General features: G+C 66.5%; 21 protein-coding genes and 1 pseudogene. 15 read left to right on the top strand and 7 right to left on the bottom strand.

Going from position 1 to position 24,871, the window contains the following annotated elements:
* Nucleotides 1-7 precede the first annotated feature (7 nt).
* On the top strand, nucleotides 8-901 hold the full coding sequence (gene trhO / locus AC5RUO_RS02295; protein WP_494009955.1) for an oxygen-dependent tRNA uridine(34) hydroxylase TrhO: 894 nt from the start codon (nucleotides 8-10) through the stop codon (nucleotides 899-901).
* A gap of 49 nt (nucleotides 902-950) precedes the next feature.
* Here trhO and AC5RUO_RS02300 read toward each other — a convergent pair whose 3' ends face one another.
* Entirely contained in the window at nucleotides 951-1,520 is a 570-nt protein-coding gene (locus tag AC5RUO_RS02300) for a DUF6023 family protein (protein WP_494009956.1), read from the bottom strand.
* Nucleotides 1,521-1,569: 49 nt separating this feature from the next.
* Nucleotides 1,570-2,058 carry a DUF6023 family protein gene (locus AC5RUO_RS02305; RefSeq protein ID WP_494009957.1) on the bottom strand — a complete coding sequence of 163 codons (489 nt, stop codon included), beginning with the start codon at nucleotides 2,056-2,058 and terminating at the stop codon, nucleotides 1,570-1,572.
* Nucleotides 2,059-2,142: 84 nt separating this feature from the next.
* On the opposite strand from AC5RUO_RS02305, the gene AC5RUO_RS02310 reads away from it, so the two are divergent.
* The 5 genes from AC5RUO_RS02310 (at nucleotide 2,143) to proC (ending at nucleotide 9,372) form a co-directional block, all read left to right on the top strand.
* Nucleotides 2,143-3,795: a DUF7059 domain-containing protein gene (locus AC5RUO_RS02310; RefSeq protein ID WP_494102697.1), complete on the top strand. Its 1,653-nt coding sequence runs from the start codon at nucleotides 2,143-2,145 to the stop codon at nucleotides 3,793-3,795.
* Between the two features lie 123 nt (nucleotides 3,796-3,918).
* Nucleotides 3,919-6,645 (top strand): type I DNA topoisomerase, encoded by a 2,727-nt coding sequence (topA, locus tag AC5RUO_RS02315; protein ID WP_494009959.1) that lies wholly within the window; start codon nucleotides 3,919-3,921, stop codon nucleotides 6,643-6,645.
* 73 nt (nucleotides 6,646-6,718) lie between these two features.
* The gene (locus tag AC5RUO_RS02320; RefSeq protein ID WP_494102698.1) at nucleotides 6,719-7,171 is read left to right on the top strand and encodes an SseB family protein; all 453 of its coding nucleotides are present in this window, start codon (nucleotides 6,719-6,721) and stop codon (nucleotides 7,169-7,171) included.
* A gap of 70 nt (nucleotides 7,172-7,241) precedes the next feature.
* Nucleotides 7,242-8,231 (top strand): Ppx/GppA phosphatase family protein, encoded by a 990-nt coding sequence (locus AC5RUO_RS02325; protein ID WP_494009961.1) that lies wholly within the window; start codon nucleotides 7,242-7,244, stop codon nucleotides 8,229-8,231.
* A gap of 307 nt (nucleotides 8,232-8,538) precedes the next feature.
* Complete coding sequence (gene proC, locus AC5RUO_RS02330; RefSeq protein ID WP_494009962.1) at nucleotides 8,539-9,372, top strand: pyrroline-5-carboxylate reductase; 834 nt, start codon at nucleotides 8,539-8,541, stop codon at nucleotides 9,370-9,372.
* Nucleotides 9,373-9,450: 78 nt separating this feature from the next.
* Here the strand turns inward: proC and AC5RUO_RS02335 are convergent, their stop codons facing one another.
* Together AC5RUO_RS02335 and AC5RUO_RS02340 are read right to left on the bottom strand one after the other, a co-directional pair.
* Nucleotides 9,451-10,089: a potassium channel family protein gene (locus AC5RUO_RS02335; RefSeq protein ID WP_494010357.1), complete on the bottom strand. Its 639-nt coding sequence runs from the start codon at nucleotides 10,087-10,089 to the stop codon at nucleotides 9,451-9,453.
* 40 nt (nucleotides 10,090-10,129) lie between these two features.
* A complete protein-coding gene (locus AC5RUO_RS02340; protein ID WP_494102699.1) occupies nucleotides 10,130-11,563 on the bottom strand; it encodes a TrkH family potassium uptake protein in 1,434 nt (477 codons plus the stop codon).
* Nucleotides 11,564-11,667: 104 nt separating this feature from the next.
* Here AC5RUO_RS02340 and AC5RUO_RS02345 point away from each other — a divergent pair, with 104 nt between their 5' ends.
* A complete protein-coding gene (locus AC5RUO_RS02345; RefSeq protein WP_494102700.1) occupies nucleotides 11,668-12,879 on the top strand; it encodes an acetoin utilization protein AcuC in 1,212 nt (403 codons plus the stop codon).
* 153 nt (nucleotides 12,880-13,032) lie between these two features.
* Nucleotides 13,033-13,587: an ArsR/SmtB family transcription factor gene (locus tag AC5RUO_RS02350; protein WP_494102701.1), complete on the top strand. Its 555-nt coding sequence runs from the start codon at nucleotides 13,033-13,035 to the stop codon at nucleotides 13,585-13,587.
* 4 nt (nucleotides 13,588-13,591) lie between these two features.
* On the opposite strand, the gene AC5RUO_RS02355 is transcribed toward AC5RUO_RS02350, so the two are convergent.
* Nucleotides 13,592-14,929, bottom strand: a complete 1,338-nt coding sequence (locus tag AC5RUO_RS02355; protein ID WP_494009966.1) for an alpha-hydroxy acid oxidase — start codon at nucleotides 14,927-14,929, stop codon at nucleotides 13,592-13,594.
* Nucleotides 14,930-15,025: 96 nt separating this feature from the next.
* On the opposite strand from AC5RUO_RS02355, the gene AC5RUO_RS02360 reads away from it, so the two are divergent.
* Nucleotides 15,026-15,745: a FadR/GntR family transcriptional regulator gene (locus AC5RUO_RS02360; protein ID WP_494102702.1), complete on the top strand. Its 720-nt coding sequence runs from the start codon at nucleotides 15,026-15,028 to the stop codon at nucleotides 15,743-15,745.
* On the opposite strand, the gene AC5RUO_RS02365 is transcribed toward AC5RUO_RS02360, so the two are convergent.
* Entirely contained in the window at nucleotides 15,728-16,762 is a 1,035-nt protein-coding gene (locus AC5RUO_RS02365) for a LacI family DNA-binding transcriptional regulator (RefSeq protein WP_494009968.1), read from the bottom strand. The genes AC5RUO_RS02360 and AC5RUO_RS02365 overlap by 18 nt on opposite strands.
* 363 nt (nucleotides 16,763-17,125) lie before the next feature.
* On the opposite strand from AC5RUO_RS02365, the gene AC5RUO_RS02370 reads away from it, so the two are divergent.
* The 6 genes and pseudogenes from AC5RUO_RS02370 to AC5RUO_RS02395 form a co-directional block, all read left to right on the top strand.
* Nucleotides 17,126-18,580: a Gfo/Idh/MocA family protein gene (locus AC5RUO_RS02370; protein ID WP_494102703.1), complete on the top strand. Its 1,455-nt coding sequence runs from the start codon at nucleotides 17,126-17,128 to the stop codon at nucleotides 18,578-18,580.
* 23 nt (nucleotides 18,581-18,603) lie between these two features.
* The gene (locus tag AC5RUO_RS02375) at nucleotides 18,604-19,569 is read left to right on the top strand and encodes an NAD-dependent epimerase/dehydratase family protein (RefSeq protein ID WP_494009970.1); all 966 of its coding nucleotides are present in this window, start codon (nucleotides 18,604-18,606) and stop codon (nucleotides 19,567-19,569) included.
* Nucleotides 19,566-20,471, top strand: coding sequence for a 5-dehydro-4-deoxyglucarate dehydratase (locus AC5RUO_RS02380; protein WP_494102704.1), 906 nt, complete (start codon nucleotides 19,566-19,568; stop codon nucleotides 20,469-20,471). The genes AC5RUO_RS02375 and AC5RUO_RS02380 overlap by 4 nt, the downstream gene beginning before the upstream one ends.
* A complete protein-coding gene (locus AC5RUO_RS02385) occupies nucleotides 20,471-21,574 on the top strand; it encodes a mandelate racemase/muconate lactonizing enzyme family protein (RefSeq protein WP_494009972.1) in 1,104 nt (367 codons plus the stop codon). Before AC5RUO_RS02380 ends, AC5RUO_RS02385 begins: the two co-directional genes overlap by 1 nt.
* Before the next feature lie 90 nt (nucleotides 21,575-21,664).
* On the top strand, nucleotides 21,665-23,119 hold the full coding sequence (locus AC5RUO_RS02390) for an aldehyde dehydrogenase (NADP(+)) (RefSeq protein ID WP_494102705.1): 1,455 nt from the start codon (nucleotides 21,665-21,667) through the stop codon (nucleotides 23,117-23,119).
* Nucleotides 23,120-23,506: 387 nt separating this feature from the next.
* A pseudogene (locus AC5RUO_RS02395) lies at nucleotides 23,507-23,608 on the top strand (IS3 family transposase); the annotation flags it as partial.
* A 92-nt stretch (nucleotides 23,609-23,700) separates the two neighbouring features.
* On the opposite strand, the gene AC5RUO_RS02400 reads toward AC5RUO_RS02395, so the two are convergent.
* On the bottom strand, nucleotides 23,701-24,777 hold the full coding sequence (locus AC5RUO_RS02400) for a M24 family metallopeptidase (RefSeq protein WP_494103365.1): 1,077 nt from the start codon (nucleotides 24,775-24,777) through the stop codon (nucleotides 23,701-23,703).
* Between the last annotated feature and the right edge of the window lie 94 nt (nucleotides 24,778-24,871).

A 24,871-nucleotide genomic window follows, 5' to 3' on the forward strand; every position in this document is an offset into this window, starting at 1 on the left:
TAAACACGTGGCTTTGAACCGAATCGTGCTCTTCTACGGCTTTACCCCCATCGTTGACCCGGACGCAGTGCGTCTCTGGCAGCGTGCCCTCTGCGAGAAGCTGGGCCTGACCGGGCGCATCATCATCTCCAAGGACGGCATCAACGCCACCGTGGGCGGCGAGATCGGCGCGGTGAAGCAATATGTCAAAACCACACGGGAATACAAGGGCTTCCGCGGCATCGACGTCAAATGGTCCGACGGCGGCGCGGAGGACTTTCCAAGGCTCAGCGTCAAGGTGCGCGACGAGATCGTCTCCTTCGGCGCACCCGGCGAGCTCAAGGTGGATGAGAACGGTGTGGTGGGCGGCGGCAAGCACCTTAAGCCCGAAGAGCTGCACCAGCTGGTGGACGCCCGGAAACAGGACGGCGAAGAGGTGGTCTTCTTCGACGGCCGGAACGCCTTTGAGGCCCAGATCGGCCGGTTCAAGGATGCCGTGGTCCCGGACGTCGCCACCACCCATGACTTCATCAAGGAACTGGACTCCGGTAAGTACGACGCCCTGAAGGACAAGCCGGTGGTGACCTACTGCACCGGCGGCATCCGCTGCGAGGTGCTTTCGAGCCTGATGGTGAACCGCGGCTTCAAAGAGGTCTACCAGCTGGACGGCGGCATCGTCCGCTACGGCGAAACCTTCAAGGACCAGGGCCTCTGGGAAGGCTCCCTGTACGTCTTCGACAAGCGCATGCACCTCGAGTTCAGCGAAGACGCCAAGACCATCGGCCAATGCACGCGCTGCTCCGCGCCCACCAGCAAGTTCGAGAACTGCTCCAACCCCAGCTGCCGCACCCTCACGCTGTACTGCGCCGAATGCGCCGCAAGCCCCGAAACGCTGCGCTGCCCCGAGGGTTGCGCCGCCTGAGCCACAGCTTCAGCCGGTCGGCTGCAGCGCGGCCACGTACAAGCCGCCCTCACAGCCGCCGCACCCGGTAGGCAAAGTTGGCGCCGGTCCTGGCCTCCACCGTGATGCTCAAGGAAGTCTCGGCGGAGAGGTAGATGACGTTCTCCCGGTTGACCCCGCATCTCAGCCCCAGGTCCACCAGGGTCAGCGCATCACTGCGGACAACGAAATCGACCCGCCGCTGGCTCCGGCAGGCCAGGGCCAGAGCGTAGGTGCCGGTTTCCAGCACCGGAGTGGTTTCCGTCCGCACTTCCGCGGCGGCAAGGAGCCCGGCCCCTGCATGGACCACCGGCTGCGGGGGGTCGGGCAGGGTCCGCTCCACCCACGCCTCCAGTTCCCCTTCCGGCACGGGGTCGCGCCGCAGTGCATCGCGGGTGAAGGCCGGAGCAGGAGTAACGGAAGGTTCCGCCGGGACGCCCGACCAGTCCCGGCCGTCGTCGTACGTGTATTCACAGCCGCCCAACGCCATCCCGGCTGCCAGCACAAGGCCCAGGACGACGGCGGCCGCCGGCCTCCGCGCCAGCGGTGCCCGTGCTGTCCCTCCGGAAAGGGGCGCGGAGAGCCTCCGCACGGTGGGCATAGTCCGACTCTAAGCCTGCAAGGCCCGGCGGGCCAGAGCGGAAGGACCGCTATCGGGCGGGCACCAAATGGTAGGCGTAGATGAGCGGGGCATCGACGCTGGAGGTGCTGACCTCCACCGTGCCGGGCTCGGGCAACGTGATCCTGGTGACTTCCCGGCTGCCGTTGCAGGCCGCCCCGGCGTCCACCACCTGGGTGCCGTTAAGTGATAGCGCGAAGAAGGCTTTTCCGCCGCCTTCGCAGGTGGCCGTCAGAGTGTAGCGTCCGGCCGGAACGCTGGACGCTTCCTGCACGATGTGGTCCCGGTTCAGAATCTTCCCGGCGTCCGACAGCACGGCTCCCGCGGCGGAAGGCAGGGCAGTGGCCTGCCACTGCGGCACGTCCGCGTTCTCTATCGACACCACGGGGGAACAAGCAGCCAGGGCAAGCGCCGCGGCGGGCATGACGGCAGCCAGCAGCAGCCCTCCGGACTTCAGCGGGCGGCAGGGGACGGCAGCCCGGCGGCGGGCGCGCGGAAGGAGGGGCAGCGGAGAAGGCATGCTTCAACGCTACCCCGCGGACAGGACACCCCTTGTACGAGACCCCGTCCGCCCCTGCCCGGACCGCCGGACTAAACTTGACCGGTGCCTAGATCCCCATACGAGTTTTCCGCCGGCAGCATCCCCGACGCCCCGCGCAGCGACCTTCCCCAACTGCTGTCAGCCCTCGCAGCGGACCTGCGCCGGACCGGATACGCCCTCGATGGCGTCGCGCAGCTCCTTGGGCCCGCGGCCTCGGCGGCACTCAACAGGGACCAGATCATCCCGGCCCTGCTGGCCACCGAACGCGCGGCCCGGCGGGACGAAAGTGCCCGGCCGCTTGCCGCCGTCGTCCGTCTTTGGCTCCTGGCCGAACCGCAGGAACGGGACGTGCTGGACGCCGCCCTCCCGGGCATCCGCAGCGGGGGCCTCCTGGAACTGGGGCTGGTGCAGCCGGTGTCCGGCAGCACCCTGCTGGCAGCCAAGGCTGACCTGCGCCCCTACGGCTGGGACGCGAATGAGGATGGAAGCGGCGGGGCCGAGCTGTGGGTGGCCAGCGACCTCGCGGCCCACCAGCAGGAGGGGGTCCTCCGGCATGACCACGTCCTGGGCATCGGGCAGGCCTCCACCACCCTGGTGCAGACCACCATCCGCCGCCACACCAGGCGGGCTCTGGACCTTGGCACGGGGTGTGGGATCCAGACGTTCCACCTGCTGCACCACTGCGAGCACGTGACGGCCACGGACATTTCAGAACGTGCGCTCGCCTTCACCCGTTTTAACATCCTGCTCAACGCCGAGCCCCTTTCCGTGGACCCGGCCCGGTTCGAGGACCGCGTGAGCCTCCGCCTGGGGTCGCTCCTGGAACCGGTAGCCGGCGAGGAATTTGACCTGGTGGTGTCAAACCCGCCCTTCGTCATCACGCCCCGCCGCGCCGGAGAGGACGCCGCGGGACAGTTCACCTACCGCGACGGCGGGCTGCCGGGCGATGACATCGTTTCCTCGCTGGTGGCGGACCTGCCCGGCGTGCTGGCGCCGGGCGGCACGGCGCAGATGCTCGGCAACTGGGAGGTGACAGCCGACGCGGAGTGGCACGAACGGCCCAGGACCTGGGTCCGGCCCGGCACGGACGCATGGTTCATCCAGCGCGAGCAGGTCAGCCCGGAGCAGTACGCCGAGACCTGGCTGCAGGACGCGTCCGAAGGCCGTGACCGGCAGCATTACCGGGATGCTTACGCCGCCTACCTTAGCGACTTCGAGTCCCGGAACGTGGAAGGGATCGGCTTCGGCATGGTCTGGCTCCGCCGTCCCCTGCCTGGCGGGCAGGCCACCGTCAGTCGCTTCGAGGAAATCACCTACCCCATCGAGCAGCCCATCGGTCCCCACCTGGGCGCCGCCGTCCAACGCTGCGACTGGCTCGCTGCCAACGGGCTCGAGGACACTCACCTGCTGGTGGCGGAGGACGTCACCGAGGAACGGCACCAGCGGCCCGGCGCGGAGCATCCGGGCGTGATCCTGCTCCGCCAGGGGGCCGGGCTGCGGCGGACCAACCTGCTCAGCACCGAACTCGCCGGGTTCGTGTCGGCCTGCGACGGCGACCTGACCGCCGGCCAGATCGCGGGCGCCCTGGAGGCGCTCCTGGGCGGCGGCATTGACCGCGCCGGCACGGAATTCGATGCCGGCAGCTTCCGCAGCGCGCTGCTGGCCGACGTGGAAAACCTGGTCCGCGACGGCTTCCTGGTTCCGGCCCACGGCTGAGCCATTCGGAGCCTTTGCGCACCGCAGGGTTTTCCACACCGAATGCGCACAATTGTCCAAAATATGGTGAACTAGGCCAATATGGGCTCATCTGCCCCAGCAACCTTTTTCTGTAGGAGCACCGTGCCAAGCAAGGCCAAAACCGGCAAGAAACTCGTGATTGTGGAGTCTCCGGCCAAGAGCAAGACCATCGCCAAGTACCTGGGCGAGGGCTTCATTGTCGAGGCCTCCATCGGTCACATCCGCGACCTGCCGCAGCCGTCTGAGCTTCCCGCAGAACTGAAGAAAACCTCGGTAGGCAAGTTCGCCGTCGATATCGAGCACGACTTCAAGCCCTACTACGTGGTGTCCGCGGACAAGAAGAAAAAGGTCACTGAACTCAAGGCGGCGCTCAAAGACGCCGACGAACTCTACCTCGCAACCGATGGGGACCGCGAGGGCGAAGCCATCGCGTGGCACCTGCTGGAAGTGCTCAAGCCCAAGGTCCCGGTATACCGGATGACGTTCGGCGAAATCACCAAGGAAGCGATCCAGCGCGCCATGGGCAACCTGCGCGACGTCGACTCCGCACTGGTGGACGCACAGGAAACCCGCCGCATCCTGGACCGCCTCTACGGCTACGAGATCTCTCCCGTCCTGTGGCGCAAGGTGGCCCGCGGCCTGTCCGCCGGCCGCGTCCAGTCCGTTGTCACCCGTATGGTGGTGGACCGCGAACGCGAACGCATGGCATTCAAGGCGGCGTCCTACTGGGACCTCACCGGCCAGTTCGGCGCCGACGCCGGCTCCTTCAAGGCCAAGCTCGCCGCCGTTGACGGTGCAAAGGTCGCCACCGGCCGTGACTTCAACGACGACGGCGTCCTGGTCTCCAAGAACGTCGCCCACCTCAACGAGGAACTTGCCTCGTCGCTTGCCGCCGGGCTCCAGGACGCGGACTTCCGCGTCCGCTCGGTGGACACCAAGCCGTACACGCGGCGCCCCGCCGCGCCGTTCACCACCTCGACGCTGCAGCAGGAAGCAGGCCGCAAGCTGCGGTTCTCCTCCAAGAGCACCATGCAGATCGCACAGCGGCTGTATGAAAACGGCTACATCACCTATATGCGTACGGACTCCTCGGCGCTGAGCGACGAGGCCATCACCGCCGCCCGCCGGCAGGCGTCGGAGCTGTACGGCCCCGAGTACATTCCGGGCTCGCCCCGGGTCTACTCCAACAAGGCCGCGAACGCGCAGGAAGCCCACGAGGCCATCCGTCCCGCTGGCGACTCGTTCCGGACCCCGGCGCAGGTTGCCTCGCAGCTCTCCGGCGACGAGTTCCGGCTCTACGAGCTGATCTGGAAGCGGACCGTCGCCTCCCAGATGGCCGACGCCAAGGGTTCGACGGCCACCATCCGGCTCGGTGCGGTGGCATCGGACGGCCGGGACGCAGAGTTCTCCGCTTCCGGCACCGTCATCACCTTCCCCGGATTCCTCGCCGCCTATGAGGAGGGCAAGGACGAGACCCGCGGGGACGACGACTCCGACGAAGGCCGCCGCCTGCCCAACGTGGCCAAGGACGACGCCCTCACGGCGTCGGAGATCGTGGCCGTGGGCCACGAGACCTCACCGCCGCCGCGGTACACCGAAGCGTCGCTGACCGCCGAGCTGGAAAAGAAGGGCATCGGCCGGCCGTCCACCTACGCGTCCACCATCTCCACCATCCAAGACCGCGGCTACGTCCGGAAACAGGGCTCCGCCCTGGTACCCAGCTGGATCGCGTTCTCCGTGATCCGCCTGCTGGAGCAGCACTTCAGCGACTACGTGGACTACGAATTCACGGCCGACATGGAAGGCGACCTGGACAAGATCGCCAACGGCCAGGCCGTGGGTGCTTCCTGGCTTCGCCACTTCTACTTTGGAGAGGATTCCGATCCCGGCCTGCTGAGCATCGTCAACAACCTCGGCGAGATCGACGCGCGGGAAATCAACTCTATTCCAATCACCGACGAGATCACCCTGCGGGTGGGCAAGTTCGGCCCGTACCTGGAGAGCTCCGCGGCCACTGTCGACCCCAAGACGGGGGAGATCGTGGAATCGGCGCGCGCGAACGTCCCGGAGGACCTTGCCCCGGACGAACTGACGGCTGCCAAGGCCATCGAGCTGATGGAGACCGCCGCCCCCGAGGAACGCGTGCTGGGCACCGACCCGCACACCGGCCACACCATCGTGGCCAAGAACGGCCGCTACGGCGCGTATGTCACCGAGATCATCCCCGAGATGACCGAGGAACAGATCGCCGCCCAGCCCGTCGAGTACTACAAGAACGGCAAGCCCAAGCCGCCCAAGAAACCGGTCAAGGCCAAGCCGCGCACCGGCTCGCTCTTCAAGTCCATGACGGTTGAGTCGGTGACCCTGGACGAGGCACTGCAGCTCATGAGCCTGCCGCGGGTCCTGGGCGAGGACGCCGAGGGCAACGCCATCACGGTGCAGAACGGCCGCTTCGGCCCGTACCTGAAGAAGGGGACAGACTCCCGGTCCATCGGCTCGGAAGAGGAAATCTTCACCATCACGCTGGAGCAGGCGCTGGAGATCTACTCCCAGCCGAAGCAACGTGGTGCCCGTGCAGCCGTACCGCCGCTGGCGGAGTTCGGCCCGGACCCGGTGTCGGAGAAGAACATCGTGGTGAAGGAGGGCCGCTTCGGGCCCTACATCACCGACGGCATCACCAACATCACTGTTCCCCGCGCCACCTCCCTGGAAGAACTGACGCGGGAACAGGCTGTGGAGCTCCTCGCCGAGAAGCGTGCCAAGGGGCCGGTCAAGCGCACCGCCACCCGGAAGGCGCCGGCCAAGAAGAAGGCCACGGCGAAGAAGTAGGCTGGTGGCCGGGCAGCGGCCCGGCCACCGGCGGGGAATTGCACAGGGCACCCGAACGTGATCGGGTAGGGGGATGACTGAACAGCCTGCAATTGCCGACCCCACTCCGCTGAACGACCTCGAGGAGCAGCTCGCCAAGGGCGGACAGCCGGACGCGAGTCCCGTGGACGTCATCCTGTCCTTCCTCAACAGCGAGGTCTACATCATCAGCTCGGATACGGTGGAGGGCGAGGACTCCCAGGTGGAGCCGCTGGTCCTCGCCAATGCCGAGGGTGACCCCGTCCTGGCCGTCTTCTCACACCCGAGCCGGGTGGACCGGCAGTACCTGGATGCCGCACCGAACGTACTGGGCACCCAGGGCGCAGCGATCATCGCCAACATAGGTGAGGAGCTGGGCATGGTGATCAACCCAGGCGCTGCCTACGGCTTCGAAATCAACCCGGAGGGCGTGGCCAACATCAAGCGCGACTTCAAGCGCGCGGACGAGCTTCCGCACACCGCCCCGGAGGACCCTGCCGGCATCTGAGCACGTCAACGGGCTGCGCACCGCGGTGCCCAGTTGGAATACGGCGCCCGCGCCGGTGAATAATGTCACCATGCGGCTAGGCGTCCTCGATATCGGGTCCAACACTGTCCATCTTCTGCTGGTGGATGCCCACCCTGGCGCGCGGCCGGTTCCGTTTGCCTCGCACAAGCGCCCCCTGTCCCTGGTCCAGTACCTGGAACCGGACGGCAGCATCAGTGATGCCGGGCAGCACGAGCTCACGGAGTTCGTCCTGGAAGCCTGGGAGTTCGCGGCCCGGCACAAGGCCGAAGACCTGCTGGCTTTCTGTACCTCCGCCATCCGTGAAGCAACCAACGGGCCGGAGGTGCTGGCCCGGGTCAAGCATGAAACCACGGTGACGCTGCAGGAACTCAGCGGCAGCGAGGAGGCGTCCATGACGTTCTTCGCCGTCCGGCGCTGGCACGGCTGGGGCGCCGGGCCCATCCTGAACCTGGACATCGGGGGCGGGTCCTTCGAAATGGCCTTCGGACAGGATGAGCTGCCTGAGTTGGCCACCTCGGTGCCGCTCGGCGCCAGCAGGCTGACCCGTGACTGGCTCGCCGATGATCCGCCCACTGCCAAGAGCGTCAAGGAACTGCGGCGCTACATCCGGGCCACCCTGAAGCCGGCTGTCCGTGAGTTCGACAGCCTGGGCAGGGCGAACGTTGTTGCCGGCACGTCGAAGACCTTCCGGTCCCTTGCCCGGATAGCCGGGGCAGCCCCCAGCGATGCCGGTCCCTACGTCAAACGCGAGCTCAACGCCACGGACCTGGGCATCTGGGCCCAGCGTATTTCCGCCATGAAGGCCGAGGACCGGCTGCACCTGCCGGGTGTCTCGGAAGCGCGTGCCCACCAGCTGCTGGCCGGGGCGCTGGTTGCCGAGGCCGCACTGGAATTGTTTAAGTTCAAGAAGCTGCGGATCTGTCCCTGGGCCCTGCGTGAGGGCCTCATCCTCCGGCGGCTCGACCAGCTGGTCTTCGACGGGCCGCTCGAGCCCGCGCCGCACATTGCGCCGCCGCAGGCTGTCCGGGCCGCCGTGTAGTTGCCTGCCCTCGGGGAGCAGGGCCGGAGGCTGCTAAAGGGGCGGAAGGCTGCTTAAAAGCGGAAACACCGGGGCCGGCAACAGGAAAATGGGGGAAAACCTGTTGCCGGCCGCCGGTGCCCTGGCAGGCATCCCCATGCCTGCCGCATCACTCGCACCCTCAATGAGGTAATAACCACAGTAGGGGCGCCAGATGTGAGCTACCTGCACTGAACATGGGAGCAACCTGTGAATACGTGCAGCGCTGTTCGGGAGATGGTGGCGTAAGGAATCGGCACGGGCCATGCCTAACTGCAATGATGGAGCCATGAGCAACCGAATCGCCTTCCTTGGCTGTGGGTCCATGAACGAAGCCATCCTGAGTGGCTTGCTGGAAGCAGGAACGGATCCGGCGGACATCGTCGCCACCGTCCGGCGCGCTGAGCGTGCCGCGGAACTGGCCGAACGGTACCACGGGGTCACGGCCATCGCCGGCGAGGAGGAGCCGGACAACAACAAGCAGGCCACCAAGGGGTCAGGCGTGGTCATCCTGGGCGTCAAACCGGTAGGCATCACCGACCTCGCCCGGGAAATCAGCGGAGCCCTGGCACCGGGCACCGTGGTGGTGAGCGTGGCGGCGGCCGTGTCCATCGCCCAGCTCGAGGCCGCCCTTCCGGCAGGCCAGCCGGTCATCCGGACCATGCCCAACACCCCGGCCAAACTGGGCCGCGGCGTCGTGTCCGTGTCGCCGGGAACCAACTGCAGCCCGGAACAGCTGCAAAAGGTCAAGGACATCCTGCAGGGCGCAGGAACCGTCGTCGAGGTCCCCGAGGAACAGGTGGATGCGCTCTCGGCCATCAGCGGCTCAGGGCCCGCATACGCGTTCTACCTCGCCGAGGCGATGGCCGCGGCAGGCGAGGAACTGGGCCTGGACCGCGAACTGTCACTGCTCCTGGCCCGCGAAACGGTGGCCGGCGCCGGGCTCATGCTCGCCGAGCCGGGCGCAGACCCGTCCGCCCTGCGCAAAGCGGTCACCAGCCCCAAGGGCACCACCGAGCGGGCCATCGCCACCTTTGATGAGCGGGGCATGCCCTCCATCATCGCCGCCGGCGCCCGCGCAGCGGCAGACCGGGCAGCGGAGATCACCCGCCAGCTCGGCTAACCCGGAGCTTTTGTCCAGATATGGAGGCTTCCGCGGCCTGGAAGTCACCATATCTGGACAAAAACTCTAAGCGAAGGGTCAGGGGCGGGCGGCGAACCGTTCCAGCAGGTCCACGTGCCCGGACACGATCAGCATGTCGCGGGAGGACACCTTGGTTTCCGGGCGGGCGTATGTGAAGTCCTCGCCCGGGGACTTCACCCCGACGATCGTCACACCGTACTTGGAGCGCACCTTGGACTCGTCCAGGGTGAAGCCCACGGTTTCGCGCGGCGGGTACATTTTCACGATGGCGAAGTCGTCGTCGAACTCGATGAAGTCGAGCATGCGCCCCGAAACCAGGTGCGCGGCGCGGACGCCGGCGTCGGCCTCGGGGTAAATGACGTGGTTGGCGCCGATGCGGGTGAGGATCTTGCCGTGCGACGGCGTGATGGCCTTAACCCACAGGTGCTCGATGCCCAGGTCCACCAGGTTGACGGTGATCAGTACCGAAGACTCGATGGACGTGCCGACGCCCACGACGGCGGAGCTGAATTCCTGCGCGCCAAGTTGGCGGAGGGCGTCGATGTTCGTGGCGTCGGCCTCCACCACGTGTGTGAGGGTTGAGGCCCACTTCTGCACCAGGCTCCGGTCACGCTCGATGGCAAGGACCTCCCGGCCCTGCTTGACCAGTTGCTCGGCAGTCGCTGAGCCGAAGCGTCCCAACCCCACCACCAGCACGGGGGCATTGTGGGCGGGACGCCTGCCGACTTCTGTGGAACTAGCCAATGATGGGCCTCTCTTCCGGATAGTGGTAAAGCTGCCTGCGTTGCCGCAGGGCAAGGGCTGCGGCGAGGGTCACGGTTCCCACACGTCCCATAAACATCAATGCGGTCAGCACGTAAGCACCGGCAGGTGGTACCTCAGCGCTCAGGTTCGTGCTCAGGCCACAGGTGGCAAAAGCCGAGATGGCTTCAAAGAGGACGCGGTCCAAAGATTCGCCGCTGATTGACAACAGCAGGAACGATCCAACGGAAACCAGGGTTGCCCCCGCAACGATAACGGAAATGGCCACCCGCATGGCACCCTCCGGGATGGTGCGTCCGTGGACCTTCACGTCGGCGTCGCCCCGGGCTTCGGCCGCAATGGCCAGGAACATGACGGCAATCGTGGTCACCTTGATGCCGCCCGCCGTAGATGCCGACCCTCCGCCGGCAAACATCAGAGCGTCGGTCAGCAGCATGGTGGTGGACTCCAGCTGGTTTTGGTCCACCAGGTTGAAGCCGCCGGAACGGATCTGGACTGACGCGAAGACGGAATTCAGGATCTTGTCACTGAAACTGAGCAACCCGATGGTTCGGGCATTGTCCCACTCCATCAACGCCCAAAGGATGCTTCCTGCTGCGAAGAGGATGAGTGAAACCTCAATGGTCAGCTTGGTGTGCAGATTCCATTTTTTCCAGTTCAGGCCGTTCTGCAGCAGAACCATAACCACCGGAAATCCGAGGCTGCCGAAAAATACACCAGCCATGATTGGAGCAAGTATCCACAAGTCACTGGCGAAGGGAACGATGCCGTCTGCATGGGCCGTGAATCCTGCGTTGTTGAACGAGGAGATGGCATAGAAGAACCCATGCCAGACCGCACCCCAGAAACTCTCGCCCAGCACGAGGAACCGGGGGATCAGGACCAGGGCAAGGGCGGCTTCGATCACCACAGACGTGGTGATGACAATCCGCAACAGGGCGCCCACTTCACCAAGGCGTCCGGCGTTATTCATCGATTCCGCCGCGATGATCTTGCCGCGGACCCCGAGCCTCTTGCTCACCATCAGTGCGAGGAGTGACGCAAGCGTCAGCGTGCCCAGGCCGCCGATGAACACGCCGATCAGAATCACCAGCTGGCCGAAAAAGGACCAATGGACGGCAGTTGTGACCACCGTCAAGCCGGTAACGCAGACAGCGGATACCGCAGTGAACATAGCCTGATGCAGGGGGGTGGACTGCCCATCCGCCGACGCGGCCGGCAGCGAGAGCAGGAACGTAAATAGAAGGCAGACGGCGGCAAACACAGTTAGGGCAAGCCGGGCGGGGGAGGTGTTGGCGATGTCATCAATGAAGTCGCGCAGCCGCGTCAGTATCCAGAGGCCTTCCCGCTCCTGTGCTGCGGGATGCCAGCTGGCCGGATTCCGTGGCCTCGACTGGCTTTGCGTCATGTGTGGCTTTTCCTCGGTTGAATCTGATTCCCTCTGTAGTAAACCACTAATGTCCGCGTAATGGCCGGGCCGGGCGGGGCCCGTGCTCGGGTAGCCTGTGATTGATGACATACCTGCCCGGTCTCAGCAAGCCCGCGCCGCCAACGCTGGTGGCGTGGGGTCCTGACATGACCGCCTACAACTTTGGCCCGGGCCACCCGATGGCGCCGGAGCGGATGGATCTCACCGCCCGCCTGGCGCAGAGCCTGGGGCTGTTCGCCCTGGACCATGTTTCCGTGGAACCTCCGGAGGTGGCCAGCGACGCCGAGCTCGAACTGGTGCACTCGCCCGAGTTCGTGGCGGCCGTGCGTCGTGTCAGCGAGGACCCAACCGAGCCGGACGAGTCCCGCGGCCTGGGCACCGAGGATGATCCAGCGTTCGGGGGCATGCATGAGGCGGCCGCACGGCTGGCCGGTGGCTCCCTGCTGTGCGCCGCGCAGATCCTGGACGGCTCGGCCCTGCATGCCGTCAACTTCGGCGGGGGCATGCATCATGCCGCCCGTGACCGTGCCAGCGGCTTCTGCATCTACAACGACGCCGCGCTCGCCGTGCAGAGGCTGCTCCACGGCGGCATCCGCAAGGTGGTGTATATCGACGTCGATGCCCACCACGGCGACGGGACGGAAAGCATCTTCTGGAACGATCCCCGGGTGCTGACGATTTCACTGCATGAGTCCGGCCTTACCCTGTTTCCCGGGACCGGGTTCGCCAACGAAATCGGCGGTCCACAGGCGGAGGGAACGGCCGTGAACCTTTCCCTGCCCGCGGGAACCGGCGACGCCGGGTGGCTCCGGGCCTTCTACGCGGTGGTGCCGCAGCTGGTGGCCGCCTTCGGGCCTGAAGTGATCGTGAGCCAGCACGGCTGCGACTCCCACCGCACGGATCCGCTGACGCACCTCAATCTCAGCGTGGACGGCCAGCGGGAGGCGGCCAGCGCCGTCGGGCAGCTCGCCGAACGCCTCTGCGGTGGCCGCTGGATTGCCACCGGCGGCGGCGGGTACAACGTCCTGGACGTGGTACCCCGGTCGTGGAGCCACCTGGTGGCCATCGCCGCGGGGCGGCCCGTCCCCCTGCGCGCGGCCGTGCCCCAGGACTGGCGGGACTACGTGGAGGACAAGTTCGGCGCCGCTGCTCCCGGGCTGATGGGCGATGACGTGGAGCTCTGGTGGCGGTCCTGGGAGGTGGGTTTCGACCCCAACGATGCCGTGGACCGCACCGTCATGGCCACCCGCAAGGCGGTGTTCCCGCTGCACGGGCTGGATCCCTGGTTCGACTAGGACGGGACCAGGCGTCGGTCTTCTCGGTCTGGAACACCCGCGGCAGGGCGTCCAGGCTGCGTTCTAGCACCGGCCGGGGCAGCGGGCAAGGGGCGGGTCCGGGGGCCGAAATAGTTGATGCCTTTCGGCGTATATGTCGCTAGGGTGGGAGGCATGGTGACAGACGACGTATTTGCCGTCATTGCGGAATCGACCCGGCGGGACATCCTGGTGTCCCTTCGTTCCGGGGACAAGGCCGTGGGGGAACTGGTGGAGGAACTGGCCGCAAGCCAGCCCACTATTTCCAAGCACCTGAAGGTCCTGCGCGAGGCCCAGCTGGTCAGCATGCGGGCGCAGGGCCAAAAGCGCTACTACGCGCTGAACCGCAAGCCCCTTGAGGGCATCGCCAGCTGGCTTGAGACGTTCGACGTCGGGTCCCCGGCGGCAGCCGGCACACCCGGAAAGGCCGCACAGCAGACCGCGGCAGCACTCGAAACAGCAGCCGCCGGCGGGGAGACGCCCGAAGCCGTAGCCGCGGGCGCCGTCTCCGAAGGCGTGCTGGCGCCCGACGGCGTGGAACTGAGTCCCGCCGTCGTCATCCCTGGCGGCACCACCGCTCCGCTCAGTGATGACAGCGTTCCCCAGCAGATCGGACGCACCGTTGGCCGTGCGGCCACCCGCGCGGCCGACCTGCTGGCAAACCTCCCGAAGTTTGGGCGCAAGAAGTAGGAGCCTACTTCCCCAGCAGCCGGACGTGGTCGGGCGTGAGCTCGGAAATCCGGCTGACACCCAGCAGCGCCATGGTGCGGGCCATGTCCTTCTCAAGGATCTGCAAGGTGCGGTCCACGCCGGCGCGGCCACCGGCCATCAGGCCGTAGAGGTAGGCGCGGCCGATCAGGGTGAAGTCGGCGCCAAGGGCCAGCGAGGCAACGATGTCCGCGCCGCTCATGATGCCGGTGTCCAGCATGATGGCCGCGTCCGTGTTATCCGCCGCGAAGGCCTGCTTGATCTCCGGGAGCAGGTGGAACGGGATGGGCGCGCGGTCCAGCTGGCGGCCGCCGTGGTTAGACAGTACGACCCCGTCCGCGCCGTGGTCCACCACCCGCCGGGCGTCCTCAACGGTCTGGATGCCCTTGACCACCAGCTTGCCCTTCCAGGTTTCGCGCAGCCAGTCGAGGTCCTCGAAGGTCAGGGTGGGATCGAACATGGAGTTGATCAGGTCGGCAACCGTGCCCGTGTAGCGTGACAGGGACGCGAACGTCAGCGGCTCGTGGGTGAGGAAGTTGAACCACCAGGCGGGCCGGTAGGAAGCGTCCAGTACGGTCTTGACGGTCAGCGCCGGCGGGATGGTCATGCCGTTGCGGACGTCGCGGAGGCGGGCGCCGGCCACGGCGGTGTCGACCGTAACCATGAGGGTGTCGTTTCCGGCCTTGGCCGCGCGCTCGATCAGTTCCAGCGAGCGGTCGCGGTCTGTCCACAGGTACAGCTGGAACCAGTTGCGGCCGTTCGGGGCAGCGGCGGCGACGTCCTCGATGGACGCCGTGCCCATGGTGGAGAGCGTGTAGGGGATGCCGGCGGCTTCCGCGGCCTGCGAACCCGCGTACTCACCCTCGGACTGCATCATCCGGGTGAAGCCGGTGGGAGCGATACCGACGGGGAGCCGGGACGGCTTGCCCAGGATGTCGGTGCTGAGGTCGATGCTTGAGACGTTGCGGAGGATCCCGGGGCGGAATTCGATGTCCAGGAAGGCCTGGCGCGCGCGGCGGAGGGTGATTTCCTCTTCGGCGGCGCCGTCTGTGTAATCGAACGGCGCCTGCGGGGTGCGGCGCTTGGCGATGTCGCGGAGTTCCCAGATGGTGCTGGCCCGCTTCAGCCGGGCTTCCTTGCTGAACTCGGGCTTCTTGAACTGCATCAGGGGAGCGAGGTCCGAGTACTTGGGAATGCGGCGCTTCAGTGCTGCCGGAACAGCGGACGACGCCGGCGCGGGAGTGCGTGCCGGCGCGGCGGGAATGTCGGTGGCATCCGGCGCGGGAGTGGTTTCGGGGTTGTTGGGCTGGATTGTATGGGTCATGGGTCCTCCATTGGGCCGGCGGTCCGTCTCCGGAGCCTCTGTGGTCTAACCACACTCTAGGTCATGTGGTCCAACCACATCAACTACTATTTATCCATGCGCACTCACCAGCTTGTCCTGTCGTGGATCGAGAACGAGCTCTCCGCCGGCAGGCTGGCCGTGGGCGGTCGCCTTCCCGCCGAGCGCACGCTGGCCGAGCAGCTGAAAGTGTCGCGGACCTCGGTCCGCGAGGCGATCCGCATCCTGGAAGCCATGGGTGTGGTGCGTGCAGGCGTGGGGTCCGGCCCGGACGCCGGAACGGTTGTCATTTCGGATCCCGCGGCGGCGCTTGGCTCTGCCCTTCGGCTCCACGTCGCCACCCAGCACCTGCCGGTGGCGGACATTGTGGAGACGCGTGTGCTCCTGGAATCCTGGGCCGTGGCGAAGGCAAGCCCGGACGCCCCGGAGCTGGATGGTGCCGCGGCGCTCCTGGAAGGCATGGACGCGGAAGACCTTGCCATCAGCGACTTCCTGGCAATGGACGTCCGATTTCACCTGGCCCTGGCCGACGCCGCGGGCAACGCCGTTGTCAGCGCCATGATGGGGTCGCTCCGGGAATCCATCCAGGGCTACGCGGCCGAGCTGACCTCCAGCCTGCCGGACTGGGATGCTACCGCGTCGCGCCTCCGTGCCGAGCACCATGACATCCTGGCGGCCATCAGGAACGGCGACGGCGGGCATGCCGCCCAGCTGGTGGTTGCCCACATCGAGGGGTACTACAAGGAGGCCGGGCTGGGTTCCGGCAGGACTGCGGACCCGTCAGCCGTGCACGGTTGACCGCGGAGCCTTGGCCGGGCCGGTGCTGGCGCGCACCTCAAGCCTGGGCTGGTACCGGCTGCCCGGCGCTTCATTCTCTTCCTTACGGATGAGTGCATGCAGCTGCTCCCAAGCCTGCTCACCCAGTTCGGTGATGGGGACCGCCGCCGTGGTGAGGGCCGGCGTCGTGTACTTGGCGAAGGGGATGTCGTCGAAGCCGGTGACGGAGATGTCCCCGGGCACGTCCAGCCCGCGCTCGTGCAGCCCGCTCATCAGGCCCATGGCCACGAGGTCGTTAAAGGCCAGGATTCCCGTGGCGCCGCTTTCCAGTACCGCGTCAACCGCCTCGTGTCCGGTGTCGAAGTCGGAGCCGCCCTCCAGCATCGTCACGTCCACCTGGGGATGTGCCGCCTTGAAGGCCTCCAGCCCTTGAAGCCGAAGCCCGTTCGAGGCACTGCGGGGCGGGCCGGCGAGGAAGGCAAGGCGGGTGTGCCCAAGCTCCACGAGGTGCTCCGCGATGTCCTGTACGCCTTGGCCGTAGTCGACCACCAGGCTGGGTACGCCCGCGGCGGCAGTGGTCCGGTTGATCAGCACCAGGGGGTGCAGCGAGGGGGCAATTTCTTCGAGCTCGGCGTCCGTCATGCGCGGTGCACACAGCACCAGCCCGTCACAACGACGGCGGGCCTCGCCGGCGAGGATGGCCTCCTCGCTGGAGACCTCGAACGAATCGGCGATGAGGACACGGTAGCCGTCCTGCGCGGCGGCACGGCTAAGGCCCCGGAGAATCGCCTGGAAGGTCGGGTTCGCCAGGTCCGGCACCACGATGCCGATGGTGTCCGTCTTGCCCAGGGCCAGGCTGCGTCCTACGGGGTTGGGCTGGTACTTCAGCTCAGCCGCGGCGGCCCGGACACGGGCTGCGATGTCAGGATCCACCGTGAAGTTCCCGTTCATGACGCGGGAAACCGTGGCGTGCGAAACCCCTGCCTTAACGGCAACATCAGCGATTCCGATCCGGCCGGTTGCCGATTTCCTGACCATGCTGGTCCCTTCCTTAGCGCCCGCGAAGCAGCGGGCCGTGTGCTTTTGCTGCCGGCGGCAGCGCCCGGCCGACCGGAGGGCAGTGTTTGAGGCAAAGCATATAACGGGATGGGAAAACGATTTCTATTGCTTTCCCATGTTTTCCCAAGGTATTTTCCGCTGCGAATACGGCCGGCACAGGCGGTCTGCGAGAAAACGGTTTCTTTCAACGCCCGGAACGGTTGACGGATTGCTGTCCGGGTTGATACAAATCTTATAGCGAACCGAGAAAACGCTTTCTCACAACGGTGCAGCAGTGCGCCGGCACCACACCTGAACGGCCATCAGAACGGCCGGGTATTTTGAGCTTTCGAAAGGGACCCAATGGTCAACACAGCCGAATCGAGTTCAGCAACAGCGGTATCCCGGACCGGCGCTGCCGCCGGCACCGAAACTGTTGCAGCCCCCGCCACAAAGGGCGGCGGCAAGGCCCGTATTGCCCTGATCGGCACCGGCGGCCGCTCTGAAATGTACATCCGGGCGATCTTCGGCAAGCACGCTGATACCGCAGAGCTGGTGGCTTTCTCGGACGTCAACCCGGGCCGCGTGGAGTTTTACCAGAAGCTCATCCAGGAACTGGGTGCGCCGGGGCCGGTTGCCTCGTTTGATCCCGCGGACCTCACCGCCTTCATCCAGGCCAACAATATTGACCGCGTGGTGGTGACCACCCCGGATTACACCCACGCCGACTACATCGTTGAAGCACTCGGTGCCGGGGCTGACGTCGTGGTGGAAAAGCCCCTCACCATCGATGCTGAGGGCTGCCGCCGCATCACCAGGGCCGTGCACGAAACCGGACGCAACGTGGTGGTCACGTTCAACTACCGCTACTCGCCGCGCAACAGTGCGCTTAAGGAAATCATCCAGAGTGGGGTGATTGGCAAGGTCACGTCCATCGACTTCAGCTGGGTCCTGGACACTGTCCACGGCGCGGACTACTTCCGCCGCTGGCACCGGGAGAAGAAGAACTCCGGCGGCCTGCTGATCCACAAGGCCTCGCACCACTTCGATCTGGTCAACTGGTGGATCGATGACGTCCCCGAGCGCGTCTTCGCTTCCGGAGGGCTGAAATTCTATGGTGACAAGAACGCTGCGGAGCGCGGACTGGGTCCCCGTCCCGAACGCGGCACGCCCGCGGCTGATGCCCCGGCCACAGCCGAAAAGGACCCGTTCACGCTGGACCTCCGCGAGGATGAGCGGCTCAAGGCACTGTTCCTGGACAACGAGCACTACGACGGCTACCGCCGTGACCAGGACGTTTTCACCGGTGGCATCACCATCGAGGACAACCTCGCGCTGGTAGTGGAGTACCAGGGTGGTCCGCGCCTGAGCTACTCGCTGAACGCCCACAGTCCGTGGGAGGGCTACCGCGTCGCCGTCAACGGCACCGAGGGCCGAGCCGAGCTGGAGGTCGTGGAACGCGCCGCTGTCACCAGCAGCACGGATAAGAAGACCGTGGTCGACCCCAGCGCAACCCCCATCGAGGAGGACGACGCCATTCGCCGCAACGGCGAACGGCTGGTGGTCCAGCGCCACTGGGAGGCTGCCTACGAAGTGCCCATCGTCAACGGTGAAGGGGGCCACGGCGGCGGCGACGAACTGCTGCTCTCCGACCTCTTCAACGGACCGGGCGAGGACCCGCTCGGCCGGCCCTCCGGCTACCTGGACGGACTGCGGTCCGTCTCCGTGGGCATTGCCGGCAACCGCTCTCTTGAATCGTCCCTGCCCGTTCGCATTGAGGACCTGGACCTCGGCGTCGACCTCCGCCGCGGCAACTGACCGCCCGGACCAGAAGGAAAAACATGAGCAGGATTTTTGTCACCGGCGGCTCCGGCAGGCTGGGACGCAGTGTGGTGGCGGGTCTCGCCGAAGCCGGCCACCATGTCATCTCGGTGGACCGGGACGCAGTACCGGCGGAGCAGTTGCCGGCGGGCGTAGTCCAGGAAACCGCAGACCTCCTGGCACCCGGTGAGGCCCTGCGCCTGCTCCGGGAGACCAGGCCCGACGCCGTCATCCACCTTGCAGCGATCGCCGTGCCGTTCAGCGCGCCCGAGGACGTCATTTTCGCCACGAACACCCGGCTCGCCTTCGCCGTCGTCAGCGCCGCAACGGAGCTGGGAGTGCCAAAGATCGTCACGGCCAGCAGCCCCACCGTTCTTGGCTACGGTTCTCCTGCCGGCTGGCTGCCGGCAGCCTTCCCGCTGGATGAACGGACCACTCCTCGCCCCTGGAACGCCTACGCGTTGTCCAAGCTCATCGCGGAACAGACCGTGCAGATGTTCGCGGCGGCGCAGGGCGAAAAGATCCGCTACGCCGCCTTCCGCCCCTGCTATGTCATCTCTCCGGAGGAGTGGGAAGGCGCACCCACGCAGCAGGGCCACACCCTGGCCGAGCGGATCGCCGATCCATCGCTGTCCGCGCCGGCGCTGTTCAACTACGTGGATGCCCGGGACGTTGCGGATTTCCTGGACCTGCTCCTGCAGAAGATGGAGTCCATTCCCAACGGGGAAACCTTTTTCGTGGGCGCTGCAGACGCGCTGGCCACGGCACCCCTGGCGGAGCTCATGCCCCGGTTCCTGCCCGGAAGCGAAGCCCTGAGCGCGGTTTTGACGGGCACCAGCCCCGCCTTCTCCATCGCCAAGGCCCAGGAACTCCTCGGCTGGCAGCCCAAGCGCAGCTGGCGCACGGAACTCAAGTCCCATTCCATCCTCAACGACGAGACCTCCGCGCTGGTCAGCGCCGGCAGCGGAACCAAGGAGACACCATGAAATTCGACGGCGTACTGTTTTTCCCCGTCACCCCGTTCACGCCGGAGGGCACGGTGGACACAGAGCTCCTCAAGGAGCACATCAGCTCGCGGCTGCCGTTCGGACCCGGCGGAGTGTTCCCGGCCTGCGGCACCGGCGAATTCCACGCGCTGAGCCTTGAAGAGGTCCGCACCGTGGTGGCGGCCGCCGTCGAGGTTGTGGCCGGAAAGGTTCCCGTAGTCGCAGGGGCCGGTGGACCGCTGGGACACGCCCTGGCCGCGGCCCGGGTGGCCGAGGAGGCTGGTGCCGACGCCCTCCTGGTGCTGCCGCCCTATCTGGTGACAGGCCCTACTGACGGTCTGGTGGCCTACATCGAAGCCGTGGCTGCTGCCAGCAGCCTGCCGGTTATCGTGTACCACCGCGGCAACGCAAAGTTCACGGCCGAGTCCATGGTCCGGCTGGCAGCCAACCCCAAGGTTGTCGGCTTCAAGGATGGCCTGGGAGACGTTGGACTGGCGCAGGAGATTGTGTCCGCCGTCAAGGCCGCGGGCCGCGAGGATTTCGCCTTCTTCAACGGATTGCTCACCGCGGAACTGACCCAGGGCGCCTACCGTGGCCTGGGCATTCCGCTCTACTCCTCGGCCGCTTTCGCCATGGCACCGGAAATTGCCAAGGCATACTACGATGCGTACATCTCCGGGGACGAGGAGCGCCGGAACGCCTTGCTTGAGGGCTTCTACACGCCCCTGGTCCGCCTTCGCGACCAGACCCCCGGCTTCGGCGTCTCCCTGATCAAGGCAGGGCTTCGGCTGGGCGGACTTCCCGTTGGACCGGTCCGTCCGCCCCTGGTGGACCCCACTGAGGAACAGCAGCTGGAGCTTAAGGCCATCCTCGCCAAGGGCTACGAGCTGGCCGGCCACTGATGAGTGCCCCGGCGGCCGAAGCTGTCCGCACCGTTCCCCGGATCAGTCGCCTTTCCTCCAGGCTCATCACCGTTCCGCTGCGCCGGAGCTGGGGCGCTGAGGCCCCGGAAAACCATGTGATCGTCACCGAGGTCCACACGGACGACGGCGGTGCCGGACATGGATTCTCCTGGACTCCCACCATCGGCCCGCACGCTGTCAAGGCGCTGCTGGACTGCGACATCGCCCCGTTCATCACCGGGCTGCCGGCAACACCCGAAGCGGTGTGGGACGCGTTGTGGAAACGGCTGCACGAAGCCGGCGGGGGAGGGCTCACCACCATCGCCATGGCCGGCGTCGACCTTGCCCTGTGGGACCTGCAGGCACGCTGCGCCCGCACCTCCCTCACCGGGCTCCTGGGGCAGCGCCACGAGTCCGCCGAGGTTTACGGCTCGGGGGTGAACCTGCACTACAGCCTCGAAGAGCTCGTGGCCCAGACTAAGAGGTGGGTTGCCGCCGGACACCAGGCAGTGAAGATCAAGGTGGGCAAGCCGGACATCCGCGAGGACGCCGAACGGGTGGCCGCCGTCCGCTCCGTCCTGGGCCCGCACCGGAAGCTGATGATTGATGCGAACCAGCGCTGGGACCTGCCCACCACATTCCGTGCCTTGGATGTCCTGTCGGAATTCGGGCTGGAATGGCTGGAGGAACCCATCCGCGCCGACGACCTGTGGGCCTACCGCAGGCTGCGCAAACATTCGCCGGTGCCCATCGCCCTCGGCGAAAACCTGCACACCATCTACCGTTTCCGCGATTTTATTGATGCGGAGGCAGTGGACATCATCCAGCCCAACATCGTCCGGGTTGGCGGGATCACCCCGTTCCGGAGGATTGTGGAGCTGGCCCGGACCAACAGCATCCGCGTGATGCCCCATCTGCTCCCGGAACTTTCGGGACAGCTGGCGCTTACCCTGGCAGAGTCCACCCTGGTGGAGGATGTTGAGGAAGCATCGTTCGAGCAGCTGGGCATCCTGGCCGGGCCTTCTCCGGTGCGGTTCAATGACAGCCGGGTCAGCCTGACCGATCAGCCAGGATTGGGCTTCCGGTTCCGCGATGAGCTGTAACGCAGCGACTGCATGGAAGGGTGCCGGCAGGCAGGAGCTCTGCCGGCACCACAGCTCCGATAATGTATATACGAAGAACAGGTATCCGACGTGACAACTGCAACGCTTTCCCTGACTGAACTCACCGCCGCTGCCACCCGTGCCGCCAAGAATTCTGCAGCCTCGACGGATGCCGAACGTGCAGCCTGGCTTACGGCAGTAGCTGACGCGCTGGACGCCAACGCGGCCGAACTGGTGGAAATCGCAGACGCGGAGACCAGCCTCGGCGCAACCCGCCTCACGGGCGAAGTGGCCCGGACAACCGGACAGCTCCGCCTGTTCGCCCGCGTGATCACCGAGGGTTCCTACCTCGAAGCCGTGATCGACCATGCCGACCCCAACTCCACGCCACCCAAGCCTGACCTCCGCCGCATCCTGCGCCCTATCGGTCCGGTGGCAGTCTTCTCCGCCTCCAACTTCCCGTTCGCCTTCTCTGTCGCCGGTGGCGACACCGCCTCTGCCCTTGCCGTGGGGTGCTCGGTCATTGTCAAGGCCCACTCCGGCCACCTGCGCCTCTCGGAGCGGACCGCCGAAATTATGGCCGATGCACTGTCTGCCGCAGGAGCGCCGGAAGGCCTCTTCGCCCTGGTATCCGGCCGCGAGGTGGGAACCGCGCTTGTGCAGGATCCCGCCATCAAAGCGGTCGGCTTCACCGGCTCCATCCCCGGCGGCCGCGCCCTCTTCGACCTGGCCACGTCCCGCCCCGAGCCCATCCCGTTCTACGGTGAACTCGGCAGCCTGAACCCCGTCGTCGTTACCGGGCAGGCCCTGGCGGAGCGCTCCGCGCAGCTGGCCGAGGGCCTGGCCGGATCCTTCACCCTTGGCGCCGGCCAGTTCTGCACCAAACCCGGGCTGGTCTTCATTCCGGCGGGAACGGACTTCGCCACGAAAGTGGCGGAGGCCAGCAAGGACAAGCCGGCGCTCGGCATGCTGACCACCCGGATCGCCGAGGCGTACCCGGACGGCCTGCGCAGCTTCGCTTCCGTGGAGGGCGTTGATGTTGTGAGCGGCAGCGTGGACCAGGATGCGGTGTCCGACGGGGCCGCCCCGGTGGTTTTCTCCACCTCCGCGGCGAAGGCTCTTGAGCGCCCCGAGGAACTGCTGGAGGAGTGCTTCGGCCCCACTACCATGCTGATCGAATACACGGACCAGGAGGAGCTGTCCGCAGTCCTGGCCAAGGTACCGGGCAGCCTGACCGCCACGGTGCACGCCCAGCCGGGCGAGGACGTTTCCGGGCTCGTGGAGCAGCTGTCCAACCTGGCCGGCCGGGTCCTGTTCGACGGCTGGCCCACCGGTGTTGCCGTCAACTGGGCACAGCAGCACGGCGGCCCCTACCCGGCCACCACATCGCTCTTCACCTCGGTGGGTGCGACGGCGGTCCGCAGGTTCCAGCGCCCGGTTGCCTACCAGGACGCCCCGGAAACGGTGCTGCACCCGGCGCTGCACGAAAGCAACCCGCTGGGCATCCCCCGCCGGGTCGACGGGGAACTGGTGCTTCCCCAGTAACGCTCCCTCACTTGATGCTGGTTTAACCGAAACGCTCTCCCACAGAATGAACTGCTCCCCGGAAGTTGGACTGAGAAATTCAGTTCCGACTCCGGGGAGCAGTTTATGCGTGCATGTAGTTCGTTGTCTGAAGTCCAGCGCGAGGCGGCGGTAGCGTGGTTTGGGAAAGGCATCGGGTATCGGGCAGCGGCTCGTTTGCTTGATGCGCCTGGTGTGCCGGTAAGGGCACTATATGGGCGGTGGAGGATTCATGGGCAAGGAGTGCTGGTGAGCAAACCGGCAAAGTCGTACTCGGTCGAGTTCAAGCTGACCTTAGTGGAGCGGTTCCTCGCGGGCGAGGCCGGTCCGGACCTGGATGTGGCGTACCGCCCCGACGCCCTGGCAACGGCACTGAACGAGTACATCCACTGGTACAACAACGAAAGAATCTCCACAAAGCTCAAGGGTCTGGGCCCGGTGCAAAACCGGGCCCAGACCCTTGCGGCCTAGAATCCCATTTAGCCAGTCCAACTATCGGGGACCAGCTCATGTACTGAGAGAGAGTTTGGCGTTTTACCGCAGAATTTGCAAGAGCGTCGTGGCTAGAGCTGCAGGGTTGCGGGGCGCTGCAGCCCGTTTATGGTGGTAACCGGCCAGCGGAGATCGACTGTGAGAACCTGCAGGCCGGAGCCGGTCAGCTGCACGGTGTCCTCGATCTTGACTCCGGGACCGGAAGGGTTCCAGGTAAAGGCCTGTCCCAGTACCACCGTGTCCGTGGCGGCCGCGGTGACCCGGGGATCACGGCCCGCGTAACCGGCGGGTCCGCCCTGATGGTGCAGTTCCCACTGGTCTTCGCCAAAGCCGTGGCGGACGTAGGATGCCTTGATCTCAGCGAAGATCCGGTCCAGTTGCGTCCCCGGAACCGTGGCGTCGAAGATGTCCGCCTCCACCGCGGCGATCCGTGCCTCGGCATCACGTTCCTCCGGCGTGCCGGCGTCGAACCGCACCCAGCGGGTGATGTTGGCGACCAGGCCGTCCCGCCGGGCGCACACCACAGCCATGGCACGGCGGCCGAGGGGTGAGTGCGTGGCCAGCGGGTGCCGGAACGTGCTGCGGGCGCTGCCGTTGCACAGGAGGACCAACGGTTCGGCGCCCGCAGCCACCACGCGTTCGGCCAGGGCCGAGACCAGTTCGAACTCCGTTGTGTCCGGCCGGGCGGTGGAGAGCACGTCCGTCATGAGGGCCGCCAGTTCGCCGCTGAGGCGGGCGTACCGGGCGCTTTCGGCCGGGAGCAGCTGCTGCCGGGCAGCACGCAGCTCAGCCGCGACGTCCGCTTCCGGCAGCGGGTCCTGTACGCCGGCGGAAGCCCCGACGGCGGCGGCCGCCCCGTGCAGATTCCCGTACCAGGGAACGGTGTGCAGGGAGACACCGGGGGGAAGCTCTTCAGCGGCGATGCGGCCGGCTTCGTTGTTGAATGTCACCAGGTGGTCGCCGGCGCGGTCCACCAACACTGCAGCGATGGGGTCGCCCGCCAGGCTGATGTGGACCCGGCTGCCGTCCAGGTACCAGGTCAGGGCAGTATGCGTGGTCAGGAGCAGCGAGTCCCGTCCGGCGGCGTCCAGGATTTCCAGGACCCGCCGGCGCTTAACGGCGCGATCTGCCGTGGAACCCGGAGCCACCCGGACCTCCTGGACGGAGCCGGGAATGAAGTCCACACTGCCGGTGCCCGCATTGGCAGCCGGCAATGAAGTGGCTGCGGGTTGGGGTGCGGCG

The organism is Arthrobacter sp. Y3221087 (genome assembly GCF_059089905.1).

Excerpts from the sequence above, each read along its gene's own strand:
- AC5RUO_RS02300 (WP_494009956.1), bottom strand. The coding sequence starts at position 1,520 with ATGCCCACCGTGCGGAGGCTCTCCGCGCCCCTTTCCGGAGGGACAGCA.
- AC5RUO_RS02305 (WP_494009957.1), bottom strand. The coding sequence starts at position 2,058 with ATGCCTTCTCCGCTGCCCCTCCTTCCGCGCGCCCGCCGCCGGGCTGCC.
- AC5RUO_RS02320 (WP_494102698.1), top strand. The coding sequence starts at position 6,719 with ATGACTGAACAGCCTGCAATTGCCGACCCCACTCCGCTGAACGACCTC.
- AC5RUO_RS02325 (WP_494009961.1), top strand. The coding sequence starts at position 7,242 with ATGCGGCTAGGCGTCCTCGATATCGGGTCCAACACTGTCCATCTTCTG.
- proC (WP_494009962.1), top strand. The coding sequence starts at position 8,539 with ATGAGCAACCGAATCGCCTTCCTTGGCTGTGGGTCCATGAACGAAGCC.
- AC5RUO_RS02340 (WP_494102699.1), bottom strand. The coding sequence starts at position 11,563 with ATGACGCAAAGCCAGTCGAGGCCACGGAATCCGGCCAGCTGGCATCCC.
- AC5RUO_RS02345 (WP_494102700.1), top strand. The coding sequence starts at position 11,668 with ATGACATACCTGCCCGGTCTCAGCAAGCCCGCGCCGCCAACGCTGGTG.
- AC5RUO_RS02350 (WP_494102701.1), top strand. The coding sequence starts at position 13,033 with ATGGTGACAGACGACGTATTTGCCGTCATTGCGGAATCGACCCGGCGG.
- AC5RUO_RS02355 (WP_494009966.1), bottom strand. The coding sequence starts at position 14,929 with ATGACCCATACAATCCAGCCCAACAACCCCGAAACCACTCCCGCGCCG.
- AC5RUO_RS02360 (WP_494102702.1), top strand. The coding sequence starts at position 15,026 with ATGCGCACTCACCAGCTTGTCCTGTCGTGGATCGAGAACGAGCTCTCC.
- AC5RUO_RS02365 (WP_494009968.1), bottom strand. The coding sequence starts at position 16,762 with ATGGTCAGGAAATCGGCAACCGGCCGGATCGGAATCGCTGATGTTGCC.
- AC5RUO_RS02370 (WP_494102703.1), top strand. The coding sequence starts at position 17,126 with ATGGTCAACACAGCCGAATCGAGTTCAGCAACAGCGGTATCCCGGACC.
- AC5RUO_RS02375 (WP_494009970.1), top strand. The coding sequence starts at position 18,604 with ATGAGCAGGATTTTTGTCACCGGCGGCTCCGGCAGGCTGGGACGCAGT.
- AC5RUO_RS02380 (WP_494102704.1), top strand. The coding sequence starts at position 19,566 with ATGAAATTCGACGGCGTACTGTTTTTCCCCGTCACCCCGTTCACGCCG.
- AC5RUO_RS02385 (WP_494009972.1), top strand. The coding sequence starts at position 20,471 with ATGAGTGCCCCGGCGGCCGAAGCTGTCCGCACCGTTCCCCGGATCAGT.